This window comes from Enterococcus sp. AZ040, assembly GCF_050499185.1.
Taxonomy (GTDB): Bacteria; Bacillota; Bacilli; order Lactobacillales; family Enterococcaceae; genus Enterococcus_D; species Enterococcus_D entomosocium.
In genome coordinates this window covers 2,198,891-2,218,433 of the sequence record NZ_JBMHEW010000001.1, presented here as the reverse complement: position 1 = coordinate 2,218,433, position 19,543 = coordinate 2,198,891, and the positions used below count along the sequence as shown (strand labels likewise).

7 protein-coding genes are annotated in these 19,543 nt (G+C 44.6%); 4 read left to right on the top strand and 3 right to left on the bottom strand.

Annotated elements, in window-relative coordinates:
- Window positions 1–13 precede the first annotated feature (13 nt).
- Complete coding sequence (gene wecB, locus IGK63_RS10200; RefSeq protein WP_016613497.1) at window positions 14–1,147, top strand: non-hydrolyzing UDP-N-acetylglucosamine 2-epimerase; 1,134 nt, start codon at window positions 14–16, stop codon at window positions 1,145–1,147.
- Window positions 1,148–1,262: 115 nt separating this feature from the next.
- On the opposite strand, the gene IGK63_RS10195 is transcribed toward wecB, so the two are convergent.
- Window positions 1,263–1,877 (bottom strand): helix-turn-helix domain-containing protein, encoded by a 615-nt coding sequence (locus IGK63_RS10195; protein WP_034872263.1) that lies wholly within the window; start codon window positions 1,875–1,877, stop codon window positions 1,263–1,265.
- Between the two features lie 635 nt (window positions 1,878–2,512).
- On the opposite strand from IGK63_RS10195, the gene IGK63_RS10190 reads away from it, so the two are divergent.
- A complete protein-coding gene (locus IGK63_RS10190; RefSeq protein WP_429972493.1) occupies window positions 2,513–5,416 on the top strand; it encodes a MucBP domain-containing protein in 2,904 nt (967 codons plus the stop codon).
- Window positions 5,417–5,498: 82 nt separating this feature from the next.
- Here the strand turns inward: IGK63_RS10190 and IGK63_RS10185 are convergent, their stop codons facing one another.
- On the bottom strand, window positions 5,499–6,170 hold the full coding sequence (locus tag IGK63_RS10185; RefSeq protein WP_016613494.1) for a CPBP family intramembrane glutamic endopeptidase: 672 nt from the start codon (window positions 6,168–6,170) through the stop codon (window positions 5,499–5,501).
- A 234-nt stretch (window positions 6,171–6,404) separates the two neighbouring features.
- On the opposite strand from IGK63_RS10185, the gene IGK63_RS10180 reads away from it, so the two are divergent.
- Entirely contained in the window at window positions 6,405–7,967 is a 1,563-nt protein-coding gene (locus IGK63_RS10180) for a polysaccharide deacetylase family protein (RefSeq protein ID WP_429947646.1), read from the top strand.
- A gap of 71 nt (window positions 7,968–8,038) precedes the next feature.
- On the opposite strand, the gene IGK63_RS10175 is transcribed toward IGK63_RS10180, so the two are convergent.
- On the bottom strand, window positions 8,039–8,923 hold the full coding sequence (locus IGK63_RS10175) for a helix-turn-helix domain-containing protein (protein WP_016620542.1): 885 nt from the start codon (window positions 8,921–8,923) through the stop codon (window positions 8,039–8,041).
- Window positions 8,924–10,075: 1,152 nt separating this feature from the next.
- Between IGK63_RS10175 and IGK63_RS10170 the strand changes: the two genes are divergently transcribed.
- Entirely contained in the window at window positions 10,076–19,450 is a 9,375-nt protein-coding gene (locus tag IGK63_RS10170; RefSeq protein WP_016613490.1) for an Ig-like domain-containing protein, read from the top strand.
- Window positions 19,451–19,543: the final 93 nt, after the last annotated feature.

Genomic DNA, 19,543 nt, shown 5'->3' with positions numbered 1-19,543 from the left:
ATAGAGGAATAAAATGAATAAAATTAAAATCATGACAATATTTGGTACAAGGCCTGAGGCAATAAAAATGGCACCACTTGTCAAAGCTATTGAAGAAGATCCTCGATTCGAGTCAATTGTAACTGTGACGGCCCAGCATCGCCAAATGTTAGATCAAGTAATGAATATTTTTGATTTATCAGCGGATTATGACTTAAACATAATGAAAGATGGCCAAACATTAGCAGGTATAACAAGTCGCGTAATAAAAGAATTGGATCAAATTCTGGAAGAAGCAAATCCAGATATTGTTCTAGTTCATGGTGATACGACAACAACTTTTTCGGCATCAATAGCTAGTTTTTATCATCAAATAAAAATTGGGCATGTAGAAGCAGGTCTAAGAACTTGGAATAAGTACTCTCCGTTTCCCGAAGAATTGAATAGACAGCTCACTGATGTTTTAGCAGATATTTATTTTGCTCCTACTGAGATGAGTAAGAAGAATTTAATAAATGAAAAAAGAAATGTCAGCGATATTTACGTTACCGGAAATACGGCTATTGATGCTATGAAATATACCATTTCAGACCAATATAGTCATTCTTTATTAACAGATATAGGAGATAAAAAAATAATACTAGTTACAATGCATAGAAGAGAAAACTTAGGAAATCCTATGAGGAACGTTTTCAAAGCGATAAATCGAATTGTCGAACGCTTTGATGATGTACATGTGGTATTCCCTATGCATAAGAATCCGATAGTTCGAAAAACCGTAAAAGAAACTTTGATTGATTGCGATCGAATTCATTTAATTGAACCATTAGACGTGGTGGATTTTCAAAACTTTGCTAATCATAGCTATATGATTATGTCAGATTCTGGAGGAGTGCAGGAAGAAGCTCCTTCCTTAGGAAAACCTGTATTAGTCTTACGTGATACAACTGAGAGACCAGAAGGAATAGAGGCTGGCACATTAAGATTAGTTGGTACAAGTGAAGATAAAGTATTTGTGTCTGCCAAAGAATTGCTTGAAGATAATGATATTTACGACCAAATGTCTAAAGCTTCAAACCCATACGGAGATGGATTTGCTAGTCAGAGAATTTTAGATGCTATTGCATACAGCTTTGGCTTAACTAATGAAAAACCTTCTGAGTTTTAAAACAAAGTACTCTGATATCTTGTATAAATATCAGAGTACTTTTCTATTTAATATGGATTTTAACTGTTTATCTGAATAGAATAAAAACACGCGTTTTTTAAACTGCTTAAATTATTTAGTAGATGAACTTCCGCCAATCAAACAAATAAATCACCCCAATTGCTTTAAACATCAAATAGACAAAATGACCATAATTATGGCCGATCAGATGTAACGCATCAGCGGAAGCTCCTTTATTCGACCAAAGGGTAAAAACTAATATAATGGCTAAGATCAACAGACCTTTTCCTAATGCAAAGACAATTGTTTTTGCAGGGAGGGGTCTTTTTTTTGTGAGGAAAAAAACGAATAAAAGGACAAAATTAACTAGTAACAAAAAATGTGCAGCAGCTGTCCATAGGGTCATTGTTCCTGTAGGTGTTAAGAAGTCGGTGAAAACGCAAGCGACGACTGCAGTCAAATTGAGCACATATAGAGGAAGGCGGAAGGTTGGTTTCTTTTCTTCACGCTTTATTCCTGGTTCTTCTGCTAATTGTTCTGGTTTCAGCAGTGCCTCTAAATCGATTTGATAGAGATCACTTAATTTGATCAATGTATCGATGTCTGGGGTACTTCGATTGTTTTCCCAATTTGAGATCGTTTGTCTGGTAACAAATAATTTTTCGGAAACTTCTTGTTGGGTGAGTCCTAATTTCAAGCGACTCTCTTTTATTTTTTCAGCTATAGTCATTTCAATGCTCCTTCTGACATATCCTATCATAAAGCGGTTCAAAGAAACAATTGTAAAGCTCGATTTAACGAAGAAATGCACAAGTGTATTTCTTCGTTTTCAAAAAATGAAAATAAAATGAGTTTAGCTTAGAATTTCGCATTGGGTATTCACGGCAACTCGATTATTGTTAGTGATTTTTTCTTTTAAATAATACCTAATTCAATTATGCTGAGTTGGAAATTTGAAAAAATATCTCTTTTGAAGATTAGGAGGTATTTTTATATGAGTCATTTAAAAAAGAAAGGAAATCTTAGGTGAAAATAGTGTCCTGTTTTCGGAAAACGGAAATCGTTGATAAAACAAGGATGCAAAGAAGCTTTGCGCTGATTTGCACTGGATTTGCTTGAAGGGAAGGGTACTTGAATTATAAAATTCTGAAGAGGTGATGTAGTGCAATGATAAATGAATCAGGTATACACAAGATAAAGGGCATTTCATGAGTCCGCTTAAAAACTTCAGCTAGGAGTGTAGCATACGATAAATAAAAAAATGTTTGTAAATTAAAATTTAATAAATTATAATGATTTTCAGGCGTGAAAAAAGCTTGAATAAAAAAGTCTAAATTTTGAAAAAGAAGGTTAAGGTGAAAGATTGTGAAAAAGAAATTTAAACATATTATGTCTTTAATAATCCTATTAAGTGCTGCGGTGGTAACGCCAGCATTTCAGGTAATGGCGGAAAGCGAAGGTTTTTCAGATTCCCAACAGTTGGAGCAAGACGAAAAGCTAGCTACACCATCTAATGATACAAATGATTCAACGGAAGCAGATAATGCTGCGATGACATCAATGACTTCATCGAGTGTGGATGCTAAAAACGAGCAAACGCAAGTCAACAGTGATAATGAAAAAAATATTTCTGAATCAGATATTAAAGAAGATTCTGCTGTAAGCACTGTAGATAAGGTCCCCTCATCTGTTAATGCTTCAGCTGCAAGAGCTGTCAATGGGCACCTGACGGTTCAAGTGTTAGATGGTAATTCAAACCAACCGATCCAAGGAGCTTATTTCACATTGACCTCCTCGACATCTGGTGAAGTGACATTGTTAGTCACGGACAGTTCAGGAAAGGTTACAATTCAACTTCCTTCAGGTGGCTATATTATTAAGCAAGTTGGTACCACGAATCAAAGACAAAACTATGCATTCACGTCGGTTGGAAATTCCATCACCTTGCAGCCTGGGGAAACGAAAACACTTGAACTCTACGAGCGTTTAATTACGGGGGAGTATGCTTTTGGAAACAGTCCCGATACGATTCATATTCCTGTAAACAGTACGTTTGATTTCTCAACCAAAGCATTAGGCATTGAGGCATTTAAACTAAATTTTAGCGGCAATATAGAAAAAAGCATTTCTGACTCGCAAATCTATCCTTACTACACCAATGTTGACCCAAGCAACCCAGGTTCCTATGTAGCAATTTTTATGGCTCGACAAGCCTCCTATAGCGTGAATACCACACATGTGGTCAATGTCATTGTCGATCCGGAGCAAATTGGAGAGGTAAATGTCCGATACCTTGATGGTCAAGGGCAAGAAATCCATGAGATGCAGACCTTGACCGGTACGATTGGTGAACCATATGATGTTAGCAACGAAGAATATAAGTTAACAATTGATGGCTACACGTTAGATGAAACTAAGTTACCAGAAAACAGTAAAGGTATCTTGGGAGAAACAGCACAGACGGTCACCTATGTGTATACAAAAAATCCCGTACCAGCAGCGGATGTAACGGTCGAGTACGTAAATACAGAAGGTAAAGAAGTTCATCCTTCTCAAACGATCAGTGGAAATGTAGGGGACCCATACGATGCTAGCACAGAACAATATCAATTAAAAATCGAAGGCTACACTTTAGACGAAACTAAACTACCAGAAAATGGTATCGGTGTATTTGTCGAAACGGTGCAAACAGTCACTTATATCTACACAAAAAATGCCGTACCAGCTGCGGATATCACGGTCGAATATATAGATACCGAAGGCAACGAAATCCACGCTTCTCAGACGATTAGCGGTAATGTGGGCAATCCATACGATGCCAGTACAGAGAACTATCAATTAACGATCGACGGCTATACACTGGATGAAAGCCAACTGCCAGAAAATACCACAGGAGTGTTTGGAGAAACGGTGCAAACAGTCACTTATGTGTATACAAAAAATCCCGTACCAGCAGCAGATGTAACGATTGAGTATGTGGATAAAGAAGGCAATGAAATACACGCTAGCCAAACGATTAGCGGTAATGTAGGTGAATCATATGATGCCAGCTTAGAAAAATATCAAATAAAAATCGAAGGCTACACTTTAGACGAAACTAAGCTACCAGAAAATGGTATCGGTGTATTCAGCGAAACGGTCCAAACTGTTACCTACATTTACATAAAAAATCCGATACCAGCAGCGGATATAACAGTAAAATACGTTGATACAGAGGGCAATGAAATTCATGACTCCCAAACGATTAGCGGAAGTATAGGTGATTCATACGATGCCAGCACACATCAATATAAAGTAACGATCGAAGGCTATACTCTAGATGAAACCCAGTTGCCAGAAAATAGTAAAGGTATTTTTAGCGAAACAGCGGAAACAGTTGCGTATATCTATATAAAAAATCCGGTACCAGCAGCTGATGTCACAGTGGAGTACGTGGATACAGAAGGCAAAGAAATTCATCCTTCACAAACGATCAGTGGAAATGTAGGCGACCCATACGATGCTAGTACAGAAAAATATCAACTAATAATCGACGGCTACACCTTAGATCAAAGTCAATTACCAGAAAACAATAAGGGTGTGTTTGGAGAAACGGCACAAACAGTCACCTATATCTACACGAAAAATCCGGTACCAGCAGCTGATGTCACAGTGGAGTACGTGGATACAGAAGGCAAAGAAATTCATCCTTCACAAACGATCAGTGGAAACGTAGGCGACTCTTATGATGCCAGCACAGAAAAATATCAACTAACAATCGACGGCTACACCTTAGATCAAAGTCAATTACCAGAAAATAGTAAAGGCTTGTTTAGCGAAACAGCACAAACTGTCACATACATCTACACAAAAAATTCTGTACTAGCAGCGGATATAACAGTCGAGTATGTGGACACCGAAGGCAAAGAAATTCACTCTTCACAAACGATCAGTGGAAACGTAGGCGACTCTTATGATGCCAGCACAGAAAAATATCAACTAACAATCGACGGCTACATATTAGACGGAAGTCAGCTGCCGCAAAATGCCAAAGGCACATTCGGTAAGCAGGAGGCAACTGTGACGTATGTTTATACAAAAGAAAACGTAGCAACAGTGGATAGTTCTGATAAAAAAGAAAAAGACCCAACAGCGACTGTCACTTCGAAAAAAAGCAATTCTGCGCAAAGATTGCCGCAAACCGATGAGCAGGGGACGTTGTTCCCATTTGTAGTTGGTTTGTGCTTCGTCGCCACAGCAAGCTGGCTTTATTTCAGAAAGCAAAAATAGCGATCAAGTAAGTCATTGGGGAAAGGCGTTACTGACTATCAAAAAAGGACAGCTACGATTCAGCTGTCCTTTTTTTGATTATTTAACGAAAGAATGAAATAAAACCGAGTCCATCATAAAGAAAATGACAGATCCAGCTGACCCAAACACTATTGGATTTTTTCCAGACGTAGTTGAGTGCCAATCTTGCGGGCATCAAGGTGATCAATAATTGTGCTGGATGAAAACCGTACGCTGGGATATGCCACAAAGCGAACAGCACACTGCAAATGATGGAAGACCAGAGGAAAGAGAATCCTTTTTTCTGTAAAGCTAACAAGAGATTGGTACTAAGCAACTCTTCTCCCATCAACATGAAGGGTACTTGTAAAAAGACCATTTGGACAGTGATGGTTTCGCCGATCGAGTTAGTTGTTGGTTGTCCAAAAATAGCGGCATAAATAAAGGAAAAGAACACGCCAGTCAAAATGACGAAAGGCACACCCCATAATAAAACGATGAACCGAAAATGCTTGAATTGTTCCAAAAAGGTCCTTCGTAAGAGAAAGTACCCTGCACCAAATGCCAAAATCACATTCCATACAGTACCAATGATGGATAAAACGGAATCGCTTAGGGGTGTATAGGGAAGCATTTGATAGGTTAAACCGATGACTAATGTAAGAATAAATAAATACGTTGCTGACTTGTGTTTCATTTTGAACACATCCTTTAAAGTAATTGCCACACGCTGAATTATAAACAGAAAAAACATCAAAGTACAAAAAGATATCTCTCATTATTTTTAAACGAAAATAAAACGGAGTGAATACGATATCATGGCTGATAGGCTTGCTTTTATTAGTATCAGAATAAAAGATTTCTTAGAACAATTCTCAAAAATGGTGAACAAAAAGAGAAGTTTATAAGAATCTCTGTAACACTGTTGAAATATTATTACGCTTATGTTACATTTTGTTTACGTTATTATGTTTTAGGGAGAATGTTTATGAAGAAATCAAGCAATTATTCAAATAATTCACAACATAAAGAAGCGACGTCTGAAAAACAAGCACCTTTTTCAAGGGTCGAATCACATCAAAAGCAAACAACGGGAACGGCAAGACGCACGCAAACCACCAATCGTCAAGTTTCTAAAAAGAAGCCAACCCATCGCAAGTATCTCTTTTCATTGATGACGCTGCTGACAATCGTCATTATCGCCACTGGCGGCTATATTGCTTTCACGTTGAAGCAGCAAGAAGCCTTGGCACGGGAAAAATATGAGGCTGCTGCTGAAAAGTTATTGGCATCGATCCAAGAAGAACAAGCTAAAGAGGGAATCCCAGCAAAACTCGAAACATTGTCTAATGGGGACAAGAAAGAATTGATTTTCCGACCAAAAGAAGAAAGTACGATTCCTGTCAAAGATGCAAGCAAGAAATTGTCGACCATGGCGAACAAATTATGCAAAAAACACACAGATAAAGAGACAGTCACCGTTGCTCGGATTGAAGCACAAGCGGTCGCATCGAAAGTGTCAACCTATTCTTTAAAAGCGGACAGCTATGTTTGGAACCGGGAAACTGGTCGCTTTGAAGATGCGGATAGCGTGGTTGCCGATCCAATTTTTATTTCCGAGAAAACCGGCAATGAATTATCCTTGAAAGACTTGGTTCCAGACGAGGGCAGCTTGCTAGGGATCCAGCAAGTCATTCAGCAAAAGATTTTAGACCAAGCCAAGGAACCTGATAAAGTCATTGATGCGGTCTTGGCGATGGATCGAATCACCTATGAGTCGAAATTTACGTATGATCCTGAAAAAATAACGATTCAGTTGCCACAAAATCAAACTGGTGTATCTGAGATCACGTTGGCGTACAAAGAGATTGCACCGTTTATTGATCCGGAACTTGTTAACGCGGATCAATTGAAAGAGCAACAATCGACATTGGACGAAAACAAAAAATATGTTGCACTGACTTTCGATGATGGCCCTAACGACACAACCACATTAGATCTTTTGAAGATTTTAAAGGACAACGATGTCAAAGCAACGTTTTTTGAATTAGGACAAATGGTGGATCGATATCCTGAAGTATCGAAAAAAGTCCATGAGGAAGGGCATGAAATTGCCAGTCACTCCTATTCACATCCGCAATTAAATACGTTGTCGCCGGAGGATGTCAAAGCGGAAATAACCAAAACTGACAAAGCAATCTATCAGGCAACAGGAGTCTTACCTAAGAATTTGCGCCCGCCGTATGGGGCGATCGATCAACAGAGCGCCCAAGCGGCAGGAAAATCGATCATTCAATGGAGTGTTGATACCGAGGATTGGAAGCTAAAAGATCCGAACAAAATTTTGAAGGTCGTACAAAATAATGTCTACGATGGTTCAATAATTCTGCTCCATGATATTCATCCGAAATCCGTTCAAGCCGTACCTGGTATTATTCAAACGCTGAAAGCGCAAGGCTATGAATTTGTGACGGTGGATCAGTTGCTCAATGGCAAACAAAAACCAATGTATCAATACTTTGGTGCCACAGATGAACGCAGTGTTAGCTAATAGCTCAAAAAGGAAGTGATGGCAATCATCGCTTCCTTTTTTTAAAAACGAACGCTGCAGTTGCCGCTTTATCACTCGGAGGAGGCAAATGCTCGGAGATAATCTTCATCCAATAGTAAAGCAAAATCATCGGCAAGGGCTTCTTGATCCAGTTCTCGCATAATAGCCAACATCTTTTGCGTGATCGTTTCACCAGCTTTTTGATCGCCGGTTCTTATGAGCAACACGCCTTGGAAAAACTTGCAGACGGTTTGGTGGAAAAATTCTTTGTAGTCTGTCGCTAAAAGTTTCAATTGGACAACGAGAACTTCCGTCGCATCGTACTGCTGGTGTTTTAGCGTATATTCAATCAAATTGATCAGCAAGGCGCAGTAGATTTCACGACCTTTTTCCATATCGATGTAGTACTCGAGCATCTTGGATACTTTTTTGAAAAAGAGGAAATTATGGTCGTTGTCCAGAAGATCGATGGTGTTGCCAAATAGTTGGATTTCTTGTAACGTCCAGCTCTCAACATCAATGAGGTAAGAAGTGATCGTTTGGCGATCGCATTCTAAAACAGCACTTTGTCGATAGACCCCATGTTCTGCCAAGCATTGTAGCATGCGAATTCGCGAGCGAACCTCTGCAATACGGATATTGTTCAGTCTACTAGTGGTTTGTTGTAGTTCCTGTAACAGCTTTTGTAAATTTGGCAGATCGTGTTTGTTTGAATATTGATTATACCGATGATTATAGCTGTTTTGCTCATCCAGGCGATAGCCATTCGCGATATAGAGAAATTCGTCGATATCCATTGAGAGATTTTCTAAAATTTGCAACAGAAGGTTGGCAGCAATTTGATGCTTGCCTTTTTCGAACTCGATGGCATAAGACTTTGAAATAATCGTGCCATAGACTTCTTTTTGGGTGAAGCCTTTTTTCAATCGGATTTGTCTGATCGTTTCGCCATACATAAGAAAGCCTCCGCTCTCGTTGAATTAATGAGATCTTGTATCCCCATTATAGTAAAGTAAAGCCAATAGAGGAATCTAAAAGGTCTTTTATTTCAGACTTTCCTTGATTTGGTGGAAGAAATCGTTCAGTAATCTTTGTGATAGAGGATCCTCAGAGGGGGATCGTAGAAAAGCGTGAGAACATTCGGTTCTCACGCTTTTTTAGACAAAACTGAGGCAGATCAATAGAAAAATCATTACTAGCCAATGCATCGTTTGTTGCTCCTTAAGTCGTATTAGAAGAAGTCAACTGGGCACCGGTGTTTCCTTCTTACCAACAAGTATAACCGCTTCGAGTAGAATGAACGCTTACGTCCGAAATGTAGGACCAAATAACTAGGTGAGGATGAAAAGCAGCGAAGAGCAACTGAAGAAATAATCGTTCATAATAGTGCTACGTTGATTTTGATAGAATAGTTTCATTCTTTTTTCACAGAACTTTCTGCGAGCGTTTCGATTCCTTTTTTTCGTTAGCAAGAGTTATTTTAGGTGATATCGTGAAAAAACGTCTAAATTATTTTTGTTTTTTTATTTGCGGAGGTAAAAAACGAGGTTAAAATCATGAAAAAACACAATCATCATTTTTCTCTATCCAGATGTATAAACATGCAATTGAAATCGTATTCATTATATTGATTAAACATAAAAAAAAGAAAGGTTAACTGACGAAAAAAAGCAATATTTTATCATTATACATTTGTTTATAAGATAAATATAAATAATTTCTGCTTGTTTATAAAATAAACCTTTTGTGTTTTGAAAGGTGAAATTCAGTGTTTTTTTAATTATTTATCGTGTTTATAATTTGTTGGAAAGAAATAAATTTGCTAGAATTTTGGTACACAGTGTGTTCGTTTAGTTATTTTATTTTTTAGTTTCACAAGAGTGAGCTAATGTGCTTCTAAACTATTTGAACAAAAATCACTGGGTTTTTCAGAAAGCATGCGAAAAAATCTTCGCTTTGCGATCGGTTACTTTTTGTTTTCTCTCTATGCCTTTAGGTGTTGGGTTGAAATAGATTTTCATCTGGTTTTAAAGGGGGAAAGAAGGATTCCAGAGATCATCAGTTTTATCTTTTGTCGGTTAAATTTTTTTCGAACAGGAGGAGAATGAATGAAAGGCATTAATTATAAAAAGCTCATGGATTCAAAGAAAAACACACGCGTTCGAACAAAGAAAAATATTATTGCGAATTTAACTGTCAGTGGAATGTTGTTGACAAGTACGGTGGTCGTGCCAGCAAGTTTGTTATGGGCACCAACGACGGTTGAAGCTGCTTTGGTTTCAGCTGAACTTTTCTCAGATATCACAGCGTCTAATAACTCAGGCACGAGTGCGTCTGCACCTTATGCAACTCCTGGTGCAACGAACCAAGTCAATTTCTCGATTTCTGGATCGAATGCAGTAACGGTTGATGTCTTGAATGGGGATAAAGTCGCGGTTGTTGGGGTTCCTCAAGGCCTTACTGGTTTGGTTCAACCGGCAGGGAATGCATCGATTTCCACCAATGTGATACTCCAACTGGGGAATTTCCCAGCCTTGCAAACACTGATCGGTACAGTCACACCAGCAGTCAATACCTTGATCAGCACGGTGGATGGAATCGTCAATCAAAATTTAGCTGATGCACTTGATATTCCGCCAACAATCGTTGGCGGCTTGCCAAATCCGTTGTATACAGCGGCTTCAATCGTGGATGTTAGCCAAGTGATTTCCGTCAACTTAGATGAAATCACTACCCAGTTAGACTTATTAAATCAACTTGGACAATTTGGCCAAGCGAATTTTGAAGTTCCAGCTGGACTAACCGATAACGAACGTGCCCTGATTGCCAATGTGGATGATGGTTTATTTATCGTTATCAATCAACGCATCAATCAAATTCTCGATAATTTACAAGCAGCCCAGATTCAAGTCAGTATTTTGGATGGTGCAAGTGGGATTCCAGGCATCGGTACCTTGATCGGTCAAATCAATACGTTGGTACAAAGTACCGTTAATACAGCTAAAGCCACTTTAAACGCAACGGTTGAAACGGCACAAACAGTCTTCAATGCAACGACAGATTTAGCAGATCAAATCGCTTCTGCATCTGTTTTAGGTCAAACCAATGTGGTCATTCCAACGAATGTCACCAGTCCGACCTATGCACAATTGGTTGAAAACGGCGTGGCGAATCCATCTAATCCTTATGAAGCCCGCTTCGAAGGAACGATGTCTCAACTTGATTTGATCACCATTGATTTATTTACGGATGCTGACGGCAATAACTCGATTTGGTTTGCGCCAGATACACCAGAAGATCAAACCGATACACCAACAATCAATCCATTGACAGCAGGGGAAACGACGATCAGCGGAACAGCTGAGCCAGGCGCAGCCATCACATTGGCGATCAACGGCGGTGCACCTATTACAACAACCGCAGATGGTGACGGCAATTGGACGGCGGATGTCCCTGAATTGGTGGAAGGCGATACAGTCACAGCAGTAGCGGAAGCTGAGGGGGAATCGGCGAGTGAGCCTGCAACGGCAACGGTAGCAGCACCAGTGGTTAATGCACCAACGGCTTCGATTACAGGAAATAGTACCGATGGGTACCCTGTGACGGGGACAGCCGCAGCAAATGCAGCCATTGAAATCACCAATGCCGAAGGTGAAGTCGTTGGCTCTGGTACGGCAAATGAGAACGGCAACTACAGTATCACGTTGAACCCAGCAGATGTAGCAGAAAATGAAAACTTGAATGTTGCCGCAATCGTCACTGCCGGTGGGCAAACTTACCGTAGTGGCAATACGCCAATCGTCGTTCCAGCAGACGATGCGGAGCAACAAACGGGAACACCAACGATTCAACCGGTGACTGCCGGGGATACAAGCGTCAGCGGAACTGCTGAGCCTGGTGCCTCGATTACTGTGACCGTCAACGGTGCAGATCCGATCGTGACGGAAGCCGATGAAGAGGGCAATTGGCGTGTTGATGTGGACGAAGTGTCAGAGGGCGATACGGTTTCAGCTATCGCCGAACTAGCAGGACAAACGCCAAGCCAACCGGCTAGCACCACCGTGTCCGCCTTAACAGTCAACGCACCAACGGCTTCGATCACAGGAAATAGTCAAGAGGGCTATCCAGTGACTGGAACCGCAGCACCAAATGCGGCCATTGAGATCACCAATGCGGATGGCGAAATTGTCGGAACAGGTACCGCCAATGAGAATGGTATTTATACAGTCACGTTAGATCCAGCGGATGTTGACGCGGAAGAAACCCTGAATGTGACAGCGGTTGTGACCGCTGGCGGCGAAACCTATCGAAGCAACCCAACACCTGTTGTGGTGCCTGCAGATATCCTGCAGACGGAAACACCAACGATCGATCCAGTCAGTGCTGGAGATACGACCGTTAGTGGGACAGCGGAACCGGGGGCAACGGTAACGATCACGCTTCCTGAAGGCGATCCAATCACGGCTGAAGCCGATGATGAAGGCAACTGGGAAGCAACGGTTCCTGAATTATCAGAAGGCGATTCCGTGACCGTCGTAGCTGAGTCTGAAGGCAAAGATCCGAGTGCACCAATCACCGTGAGTGTAAACGGTTTAACCGTGGCGGCGCCAACGGCTACGATCACCGGAAATAGCACAGATGGGTATCCAGTAACGGGAACAGCGACTGCCAATGCAGCAATTGAAATTTTGAATGAAGTAGGAGATGTCGTTGGTAGCGGAACAGCTGATGAGGATGGCAACTTCACGATCACCCTTGATCCTCAAGAGGTGACAGCTGGCGACAACTTACGAGTGGAAGCGATCGTGACGGCTGGTGGTGAAGACTATCGCAGTACAGGCACACCGCTTGTAGTTCCTGCAGATGATGTCGAAAATTTAACTGAAACACCAACGATCGACCCAGTAACAGCTGGGGATACGACCGTCAGCGGAACGGCTGAACCAGGGGCAACTGTGACGATCACGTTGCCTGAAGGCGATCCGATCACGGCAGAAGCCGATGACGAAGGCAATTGGGAAGCGACGGTACCAGAATTAACGGAAGGTGATACGGTAACAGTCGTTGCCGAAGTAGAAGGCAAAGAGCCAAGTGCACCGATTACCGTGACCGTTGATGGTGTGACTGTCAGTGCACCGAGCGCTTCCATCACAGGCAATAGTACGGATGGCTATCCGGTCAGTGGAACAACCACGCCGAATGCGGCAATTGAGATTTTGAATGAAGCAGGAGATGTCGTTGGTAGCACGACGGCGGATGACACGGGTGTTTATACCGTCATCTTAGATCCAGCTGATGTGACGCCAGAAGAAGCCTTGCAGGTGGTGGCAGTTGTGACAGCGGGCGGTCAAGACTACCGCAGTAATGCCACGCCAATCACGGTACCAGCAGACATTGAACAAACAGGGACACCAACGATCGATCCGGTCACAGCAGGTGATACCACGATTAGCGGAACGGCAGAACCAGGTTCGACGGTTACTGTTACGATTACCGGTCAAGAACCAGTAACGGCTGAAACGGATGACGAAGGAAACTGGCTTGCGGAAGTGCCAGCAGTCTCTGGTGATGATACAGTCACAGTCGTTGCGGAAGCCGAAGGCAAAGAGCCAAGCGCGCCAGTCAGCGTTGGAGTCAATGGAGTCACCGTTGCAGCACCAACAGCGATCATCAGCGGCAATAGTACCGATGGCTATCCAATCACGGGGACTGCTCCAGCGAACGCAGCGATCGAAGTGTTGAATGAGTCAGGCGATGTGATCGGTACTGGGACAGCCGATGGGGATGGAAACTATACGGTAACCATCGCACCATCCGATGCAGCACCAGAAGAAACCTTGTCTGTCGTTGCGATCGTTACAGCAGGCGGAGATCAGTACCGCAGTCCTGCCACACCGGTGACGGTCCCAGCAGATGAGCTTGAACAAACAGCATCACCAACCATCGATCCAATCAATGCCGGGGATACGACGATCAGTGGGACCGCAGAACCAGGCGCTACGGTGACGGTAACGATCCCAGGTGAAGAACCTGTTACTGGTGAAGCCGATGACGAGGGGAACTGGACAGTTGAAGTTCCTGAAGTTTCTGAAGGAGAAACCGTCACAGTGGTCGCACAAGCACCAGACAAAGACCCAAGTGCACCGATCAGTGTTGGAGTCAATGGGTTGACGATCGCTACACCAACCGCGACGATCAGCGGCAATAGTACCGCAGGTTACCCAGTAACGGGGACGGCACCAGCCAATGCAGCCATCGAAATCTTGAATGCCGATGACGAGGTCATAGGTACTGGCACCGCCAATGACGAAGGCCAATATACGATCACGTTAACGAGTAATGACGCGTCTCCAGCTGAAGCCTTACGGGTGGTGGCGGTAGTCACAGCCGGTGGTCAAGAGTACCGCAGTGCGGCTGCACCAATCACAGTACCTTTGGATCAAACTGCAGTCCCAACGATTGAATCGGTGACAGCCGGCGACACGACCATCAGTGGTACGGCTGAACCTGGTGCGACAGTCTCAGTCACGATTGGTGACGCAGAGCCAGTCACTGCCGAAGCGGATGACGAAGGCAATTGGACGGCAACTGTGCCCGAGGTTTCTCAAGGAGAAATTGTTTCTGTGGTAGCGACCCTTGATGGGGAAACACCAAGTGATGCAGCTACGGTCGTCGTAAATCCACTCACTGTGGCGACACCGACAGCAGCGATCAGCGGCAATAGTTCGGAGGGGTATCCAGTAACCGGAACGGCCACGCCAAATGCAGCGATTGAGATCTTAAATGCAGCCGGTGAGGTTGTTGGTAGCGGTGAAGCAAATGAGGAAGGTGCTTACAGCATCACATTGAGCAGCGACGATGTTGATCCTTCAGAAGCACTTCAGGTGGTGGCAGTGGTAACAGCTGGCGGCGATGAGTACCGCAGTACGCCGCTCTCCATCGTGGTACCAGCAGACCAAACGACCACCCCAACGATCGATCCAGTGCAAGCAGGTGATACATCCGTCGGAGGAACTGCCGAACCTGGTTCAACGGTGACGGTAACGATTCCTGGAGAAGATCCAGTGACTGCCGAAACGGATGAGGAAGGCAATTGGACAGTCACCGTACCAGAACTTTCAGAAGGCGACACGGTCACAGTGGTTGCTGAAGCTGAAGGCAAAGACCCAAGTGCACCAATCAGTGTTGGTGTCGGTGCCTTGAACGTGGCTGCACCAACCGCAACGATCACGGGCAACAGTACTGACGGCTATCCAGTCACAGGAACAGCACCAGCCAACGCAACCATTGAAATCTTAAATGCTGCCAATGAAGTGGTAGGCAGTGGTACTGCCAATGGAGACGGTGAGTATACGATCACCTTGACAGAAGGTGTTTCACCAGCAGAAACCTTGCGCGTGGTGGCTATCGTATCAGCCGGCGGTCAAGACTATCGCAGTCCGGCAACTACTATCGTGGTGCCAGAAGATAACGCAGAAGACCAAACAGCGGCACCGACTGTCGCACCAGTGATTGCTGGGGCTACAACCGTTAGCGGAACGGCTGAACCTGGGGCAGATGTAACGGTTGAACTACCAAACGGCGATACTGTTACAGTGGCAGCGAATGACGAAGGTGAGTGGACGGCAACTGTGCCGACGGTTTCTCTGGATGATGTCTTGACAGTTACTGCCTTGGCAGACGGCAAAACAGAAAGTTTACCAGTAACAGTGACGGTGCAAGGGCTGATCGTGGCAGCACCAACGGCAACGATTTCTGGCAATAGTGCAGATGGCTATCCAGTAACTGGTACAGCACCAGCTAATGCGTCAATCGAAATCTTAAATGCTGATGATCAAGTAATTGGCACAGGGACGGCCAATGAGAATGGTGTTTACACCGTTACCTTGACCAGTGAAGAGGCATCAGCAGGAGAAACGGTCCGTGTCATTGCCATCGTTTCAGCAGGTGGGGATGACTTCCGTAGTCAACCAACGGCTGTCGTGGTACCTGCGGATCAAACGGCGACACCAACGATCAATCCAGCAGTTGCCGGCGCAACAGAAATCAGCGGGACAGCCGAACCAGGAGCAATAGTCAACGTGACGGTCGGTGAGCAAGACCCAATCTCAGCCGAAGTTGACGAAGAGGGCAATTGGCAAGTTGATGTGCCAGAGCTTTCCGAAGGGACGACTGTTACGGCAGTAGCAGAAGTAGAAAATGAAACACCAAGTACACCAGCAACGATCACAGTCGGTGCATTAACGGTGGCGGCTCCTAGTGCGTCCATCAGTGGCAATGCAGCCGATGGTTATCCAGTGACCGGAACAGGACCAGCGAATGCGACCATCGAAATCTTGAACGAAGCTGGCGAGACAGTTGGAACGGGTACGACCAATGATGCAGGGCTTTACACGATCGATTTGACCAGTGAAAATGTCTCTCCTGAAGAAAACTTGACGGTAGTTGCGGTGGTCACAGCTGGTGGTACAGATTATCGTAGTCCAGCGACACCAATCATGGTGCCAGCTGAACCGGGTGAAAATCAAACAACGGCACCAACGGTTGATCCAATCAAAGCAGGCGATGAAACAGTTAGCGGAACGGCAGAACCAGGCTCAACTGTGACTGTGACACTACCTGACGGCACAGAAGAAACCGCCGAAACAGATGATGAGGGCAACTGGAGTGTCGATGTGCCTGAATTGTCTGAAGGGGATACCATCACAGTCGTCGCAGACAGTGACGGCAAAGACCCAAGTGATCCAATCACTGTCATCGTTGAAGGAGTGACTGTCGCAGCACCAACAGCTTCCATCAGCGGCAACAGCACGGATGGCTACCCAGTGACTGGTACAGCACCAGCCAATGCAGCGATCGAGATCTTGAACGCAGACAATGAAGTCGTTGGAACAGGCACTGCCGATGGAGACGGCAACTATACAGTGGACTTAACTGCTGAAACTGTCAATCCAGAAGAAACCTTAAATGTCGTTGCCATCGTAACAGCTGGTGGGAAAGAGTATCGCAGTAATCCAACAGCGGTCATCGTACCAGCAGATACGGTAGTGGATCAGACAGCTGCACCAACGATCAATCCAATCACGGCAGGAGATACCAGCATCAGTGGGACCGCAGAACCAGGTTCAACCGTGACGATCACTGTACCAGATGCGGAACCAATCACGGCTGAAACGGATGACGAAGGCAATTGGACAGCAGAAGTACCAGAAGTTTCTGAAGGCGATGCAGTCACTGTTGTGGCTCAATCACCTGACAAAGAGCCAAGCGCTCCAGTAACAGTTGGTGTGGGGGCGTTGACGGTCACTGCTCCTAGTGCAACCATCACAGGCAATAGCACGGATGGCTATCCAGTAAGTGGAACGGCACCAGCCAATGCCACCATACAAATCTTGAATAGCGATGGACAAATCGTCGGTTCAGGAACCGCAGACGCGGAAGGAAACTACAGTATCACTCTTGAACCAACAGCTGTTGCACCAGCGGAAAGCCTAACAGTCGTCGCAGTTCTGACAGCTGGCGGCAAAGAATACCGCAGTAATGCGACACCAATCGTGGTACCTTTGGATCAAGAAGAGCAACAAACTGCAACACCAACGATCGATCCAGTCAAAGCTGGCGATACGACGATCAGCGGGACTGCCGAACCAGGTTCGACGGTGACGGTAACGATTGGTGAAAATGAACCGATCACAACTGAAACGAACGAAGAGGGCAATTGGACAGTCGAGGTACCTGAAGTTGCGGAGGGTGATACCGTCACTGTTGTGGCACAATCCCCTGAAAAAGACCCTAGTGCACCAATCACAGTGAGTGTGGATGGCATCACGGTTTCAGCACCGACCGCTTCCATCACTGGCAATCCAGAGGATGGTTATCCAGTGACGGGGATGGCAGCACCAAATGCGGCGATTGAAATCGTGAATGAAGCGGGGGATGTCGTTGGATCAGGCAATACTGATGAAAATGGCAACTACACGATCACGCTCTCTGGTGAAGATGTTTCTCCTGAAGAATCATTGAACGTCGTTGCGATCATTACAGCCGGCGGCAAAGACTATCGGAGTAATGCCACACCAATCGTAGTGCCCGTTGAGAATACGATCGATCAAACCGCCACACCAATCATCGAACCAGTCACAGCTGGTGACACGACCATCACTGGTACTGCTGTACCGGGATCGATGGTCACCGTGACGGTAACGGGAGAAGAAGCGGTTGAAACCGAAGCAGATGAAGCAGGAAATTGGTCAGTGGAAGTTGCAGAAGTTTCTCGAGATGAAATCGTAACAGCAGTGGCGCAAAGTGAAGGAGAAACCACCAGTGAACCAGCAACGACCGTTGTTAATGGCATCACGGTCAACGCACCTTCAGCGTCAATTACTGGGGATTCCCAAGATGGCTATCCAGTAAGTGGGAACGGACCTGCCAATGCAGCAATTGAAATTCTTAATGAAGCGGGTGTTGTCGTAGGAACAGGCACGACCGATGAAAATGGTGACTATACGATCACATTGACTAGTGAGGATGTCGCACCAGAAGAAAACTTAACGGTTGTGGCGATCGTCACTGCTGGTGGGGATGACTACCGCAGTAATCCGACACCAATCGTCGTACCTGTCGATGATGAAAGCATCAAGACAGATACACCAACCATTGACCCAGTTACGGCTGGTGATACAACGATCAGCGGAACGAGTGAGCCAGGTGCTACGATCACCGTTACCATCAGCGATCCGTTAACAAGTAGATTCCTGACCATCTTCGCGGCTGAAGGACCAATCACAACGATCGCCGATCAAAATGGTGACTGGGATGTTGAGTTATCCGCGGAAGCGACGGAAGGCGAAACTGTTACGGTTCTTGCTTTAGCCGAAGGCGAAACCTTAAGTGATCCGACGACGACCGTAGTCAGTGCCTTGACGGTTGACGCACCGGTTGCCACGATCACTGGCAATCCTACCGATGGCTATCCAGTCTTCGGGAATGGTCCAGCCAATGCGACGATCGAAATCTTGAATGAAGCGGGTGACGTTGTCGGAACTGGAACGACCAATGGGAATGGTGCCTTCAGCATCACATTAGACCCAGAGGATGTTTCACCAGAAGAAACCCTTAACGTTGTGGCTATCGTTACAGCAGGTGGCAGAGAATACCGCAGTGCAGCAACACCAATCGTGGTACCAACGGGTGACAATGGTACGGATGGTACCGACGGCACGGACGGTAGCAATGGCACGGACGGTACCAATGGAACGAATGGTACCGACGGAAGCAACGGCGCTTGGGGTAACTGGGGCAGTTGGGGGAACAACAACGGCAACGGCAGCAATAACAACCAAAGCTGGTGGGGAAGTAAGTACCTACCGAAAACGGGATCTGAAGGAACTTGGTATGCTTCACTGATTGGGGCAGCAGTCTTCGTTGTAGGAGGAATTGGTTTGTTCTTCAAAGCAAGAAAGAAAAAAGACCAACAAAAATAGCATGACTTTACCAGCGGAGTGGACATCCTCCGCTGGTATCTCTAGTGAACAATAGTTTTGAAGCAATGATCATCGTTTCGTAAAGAAAGGGTT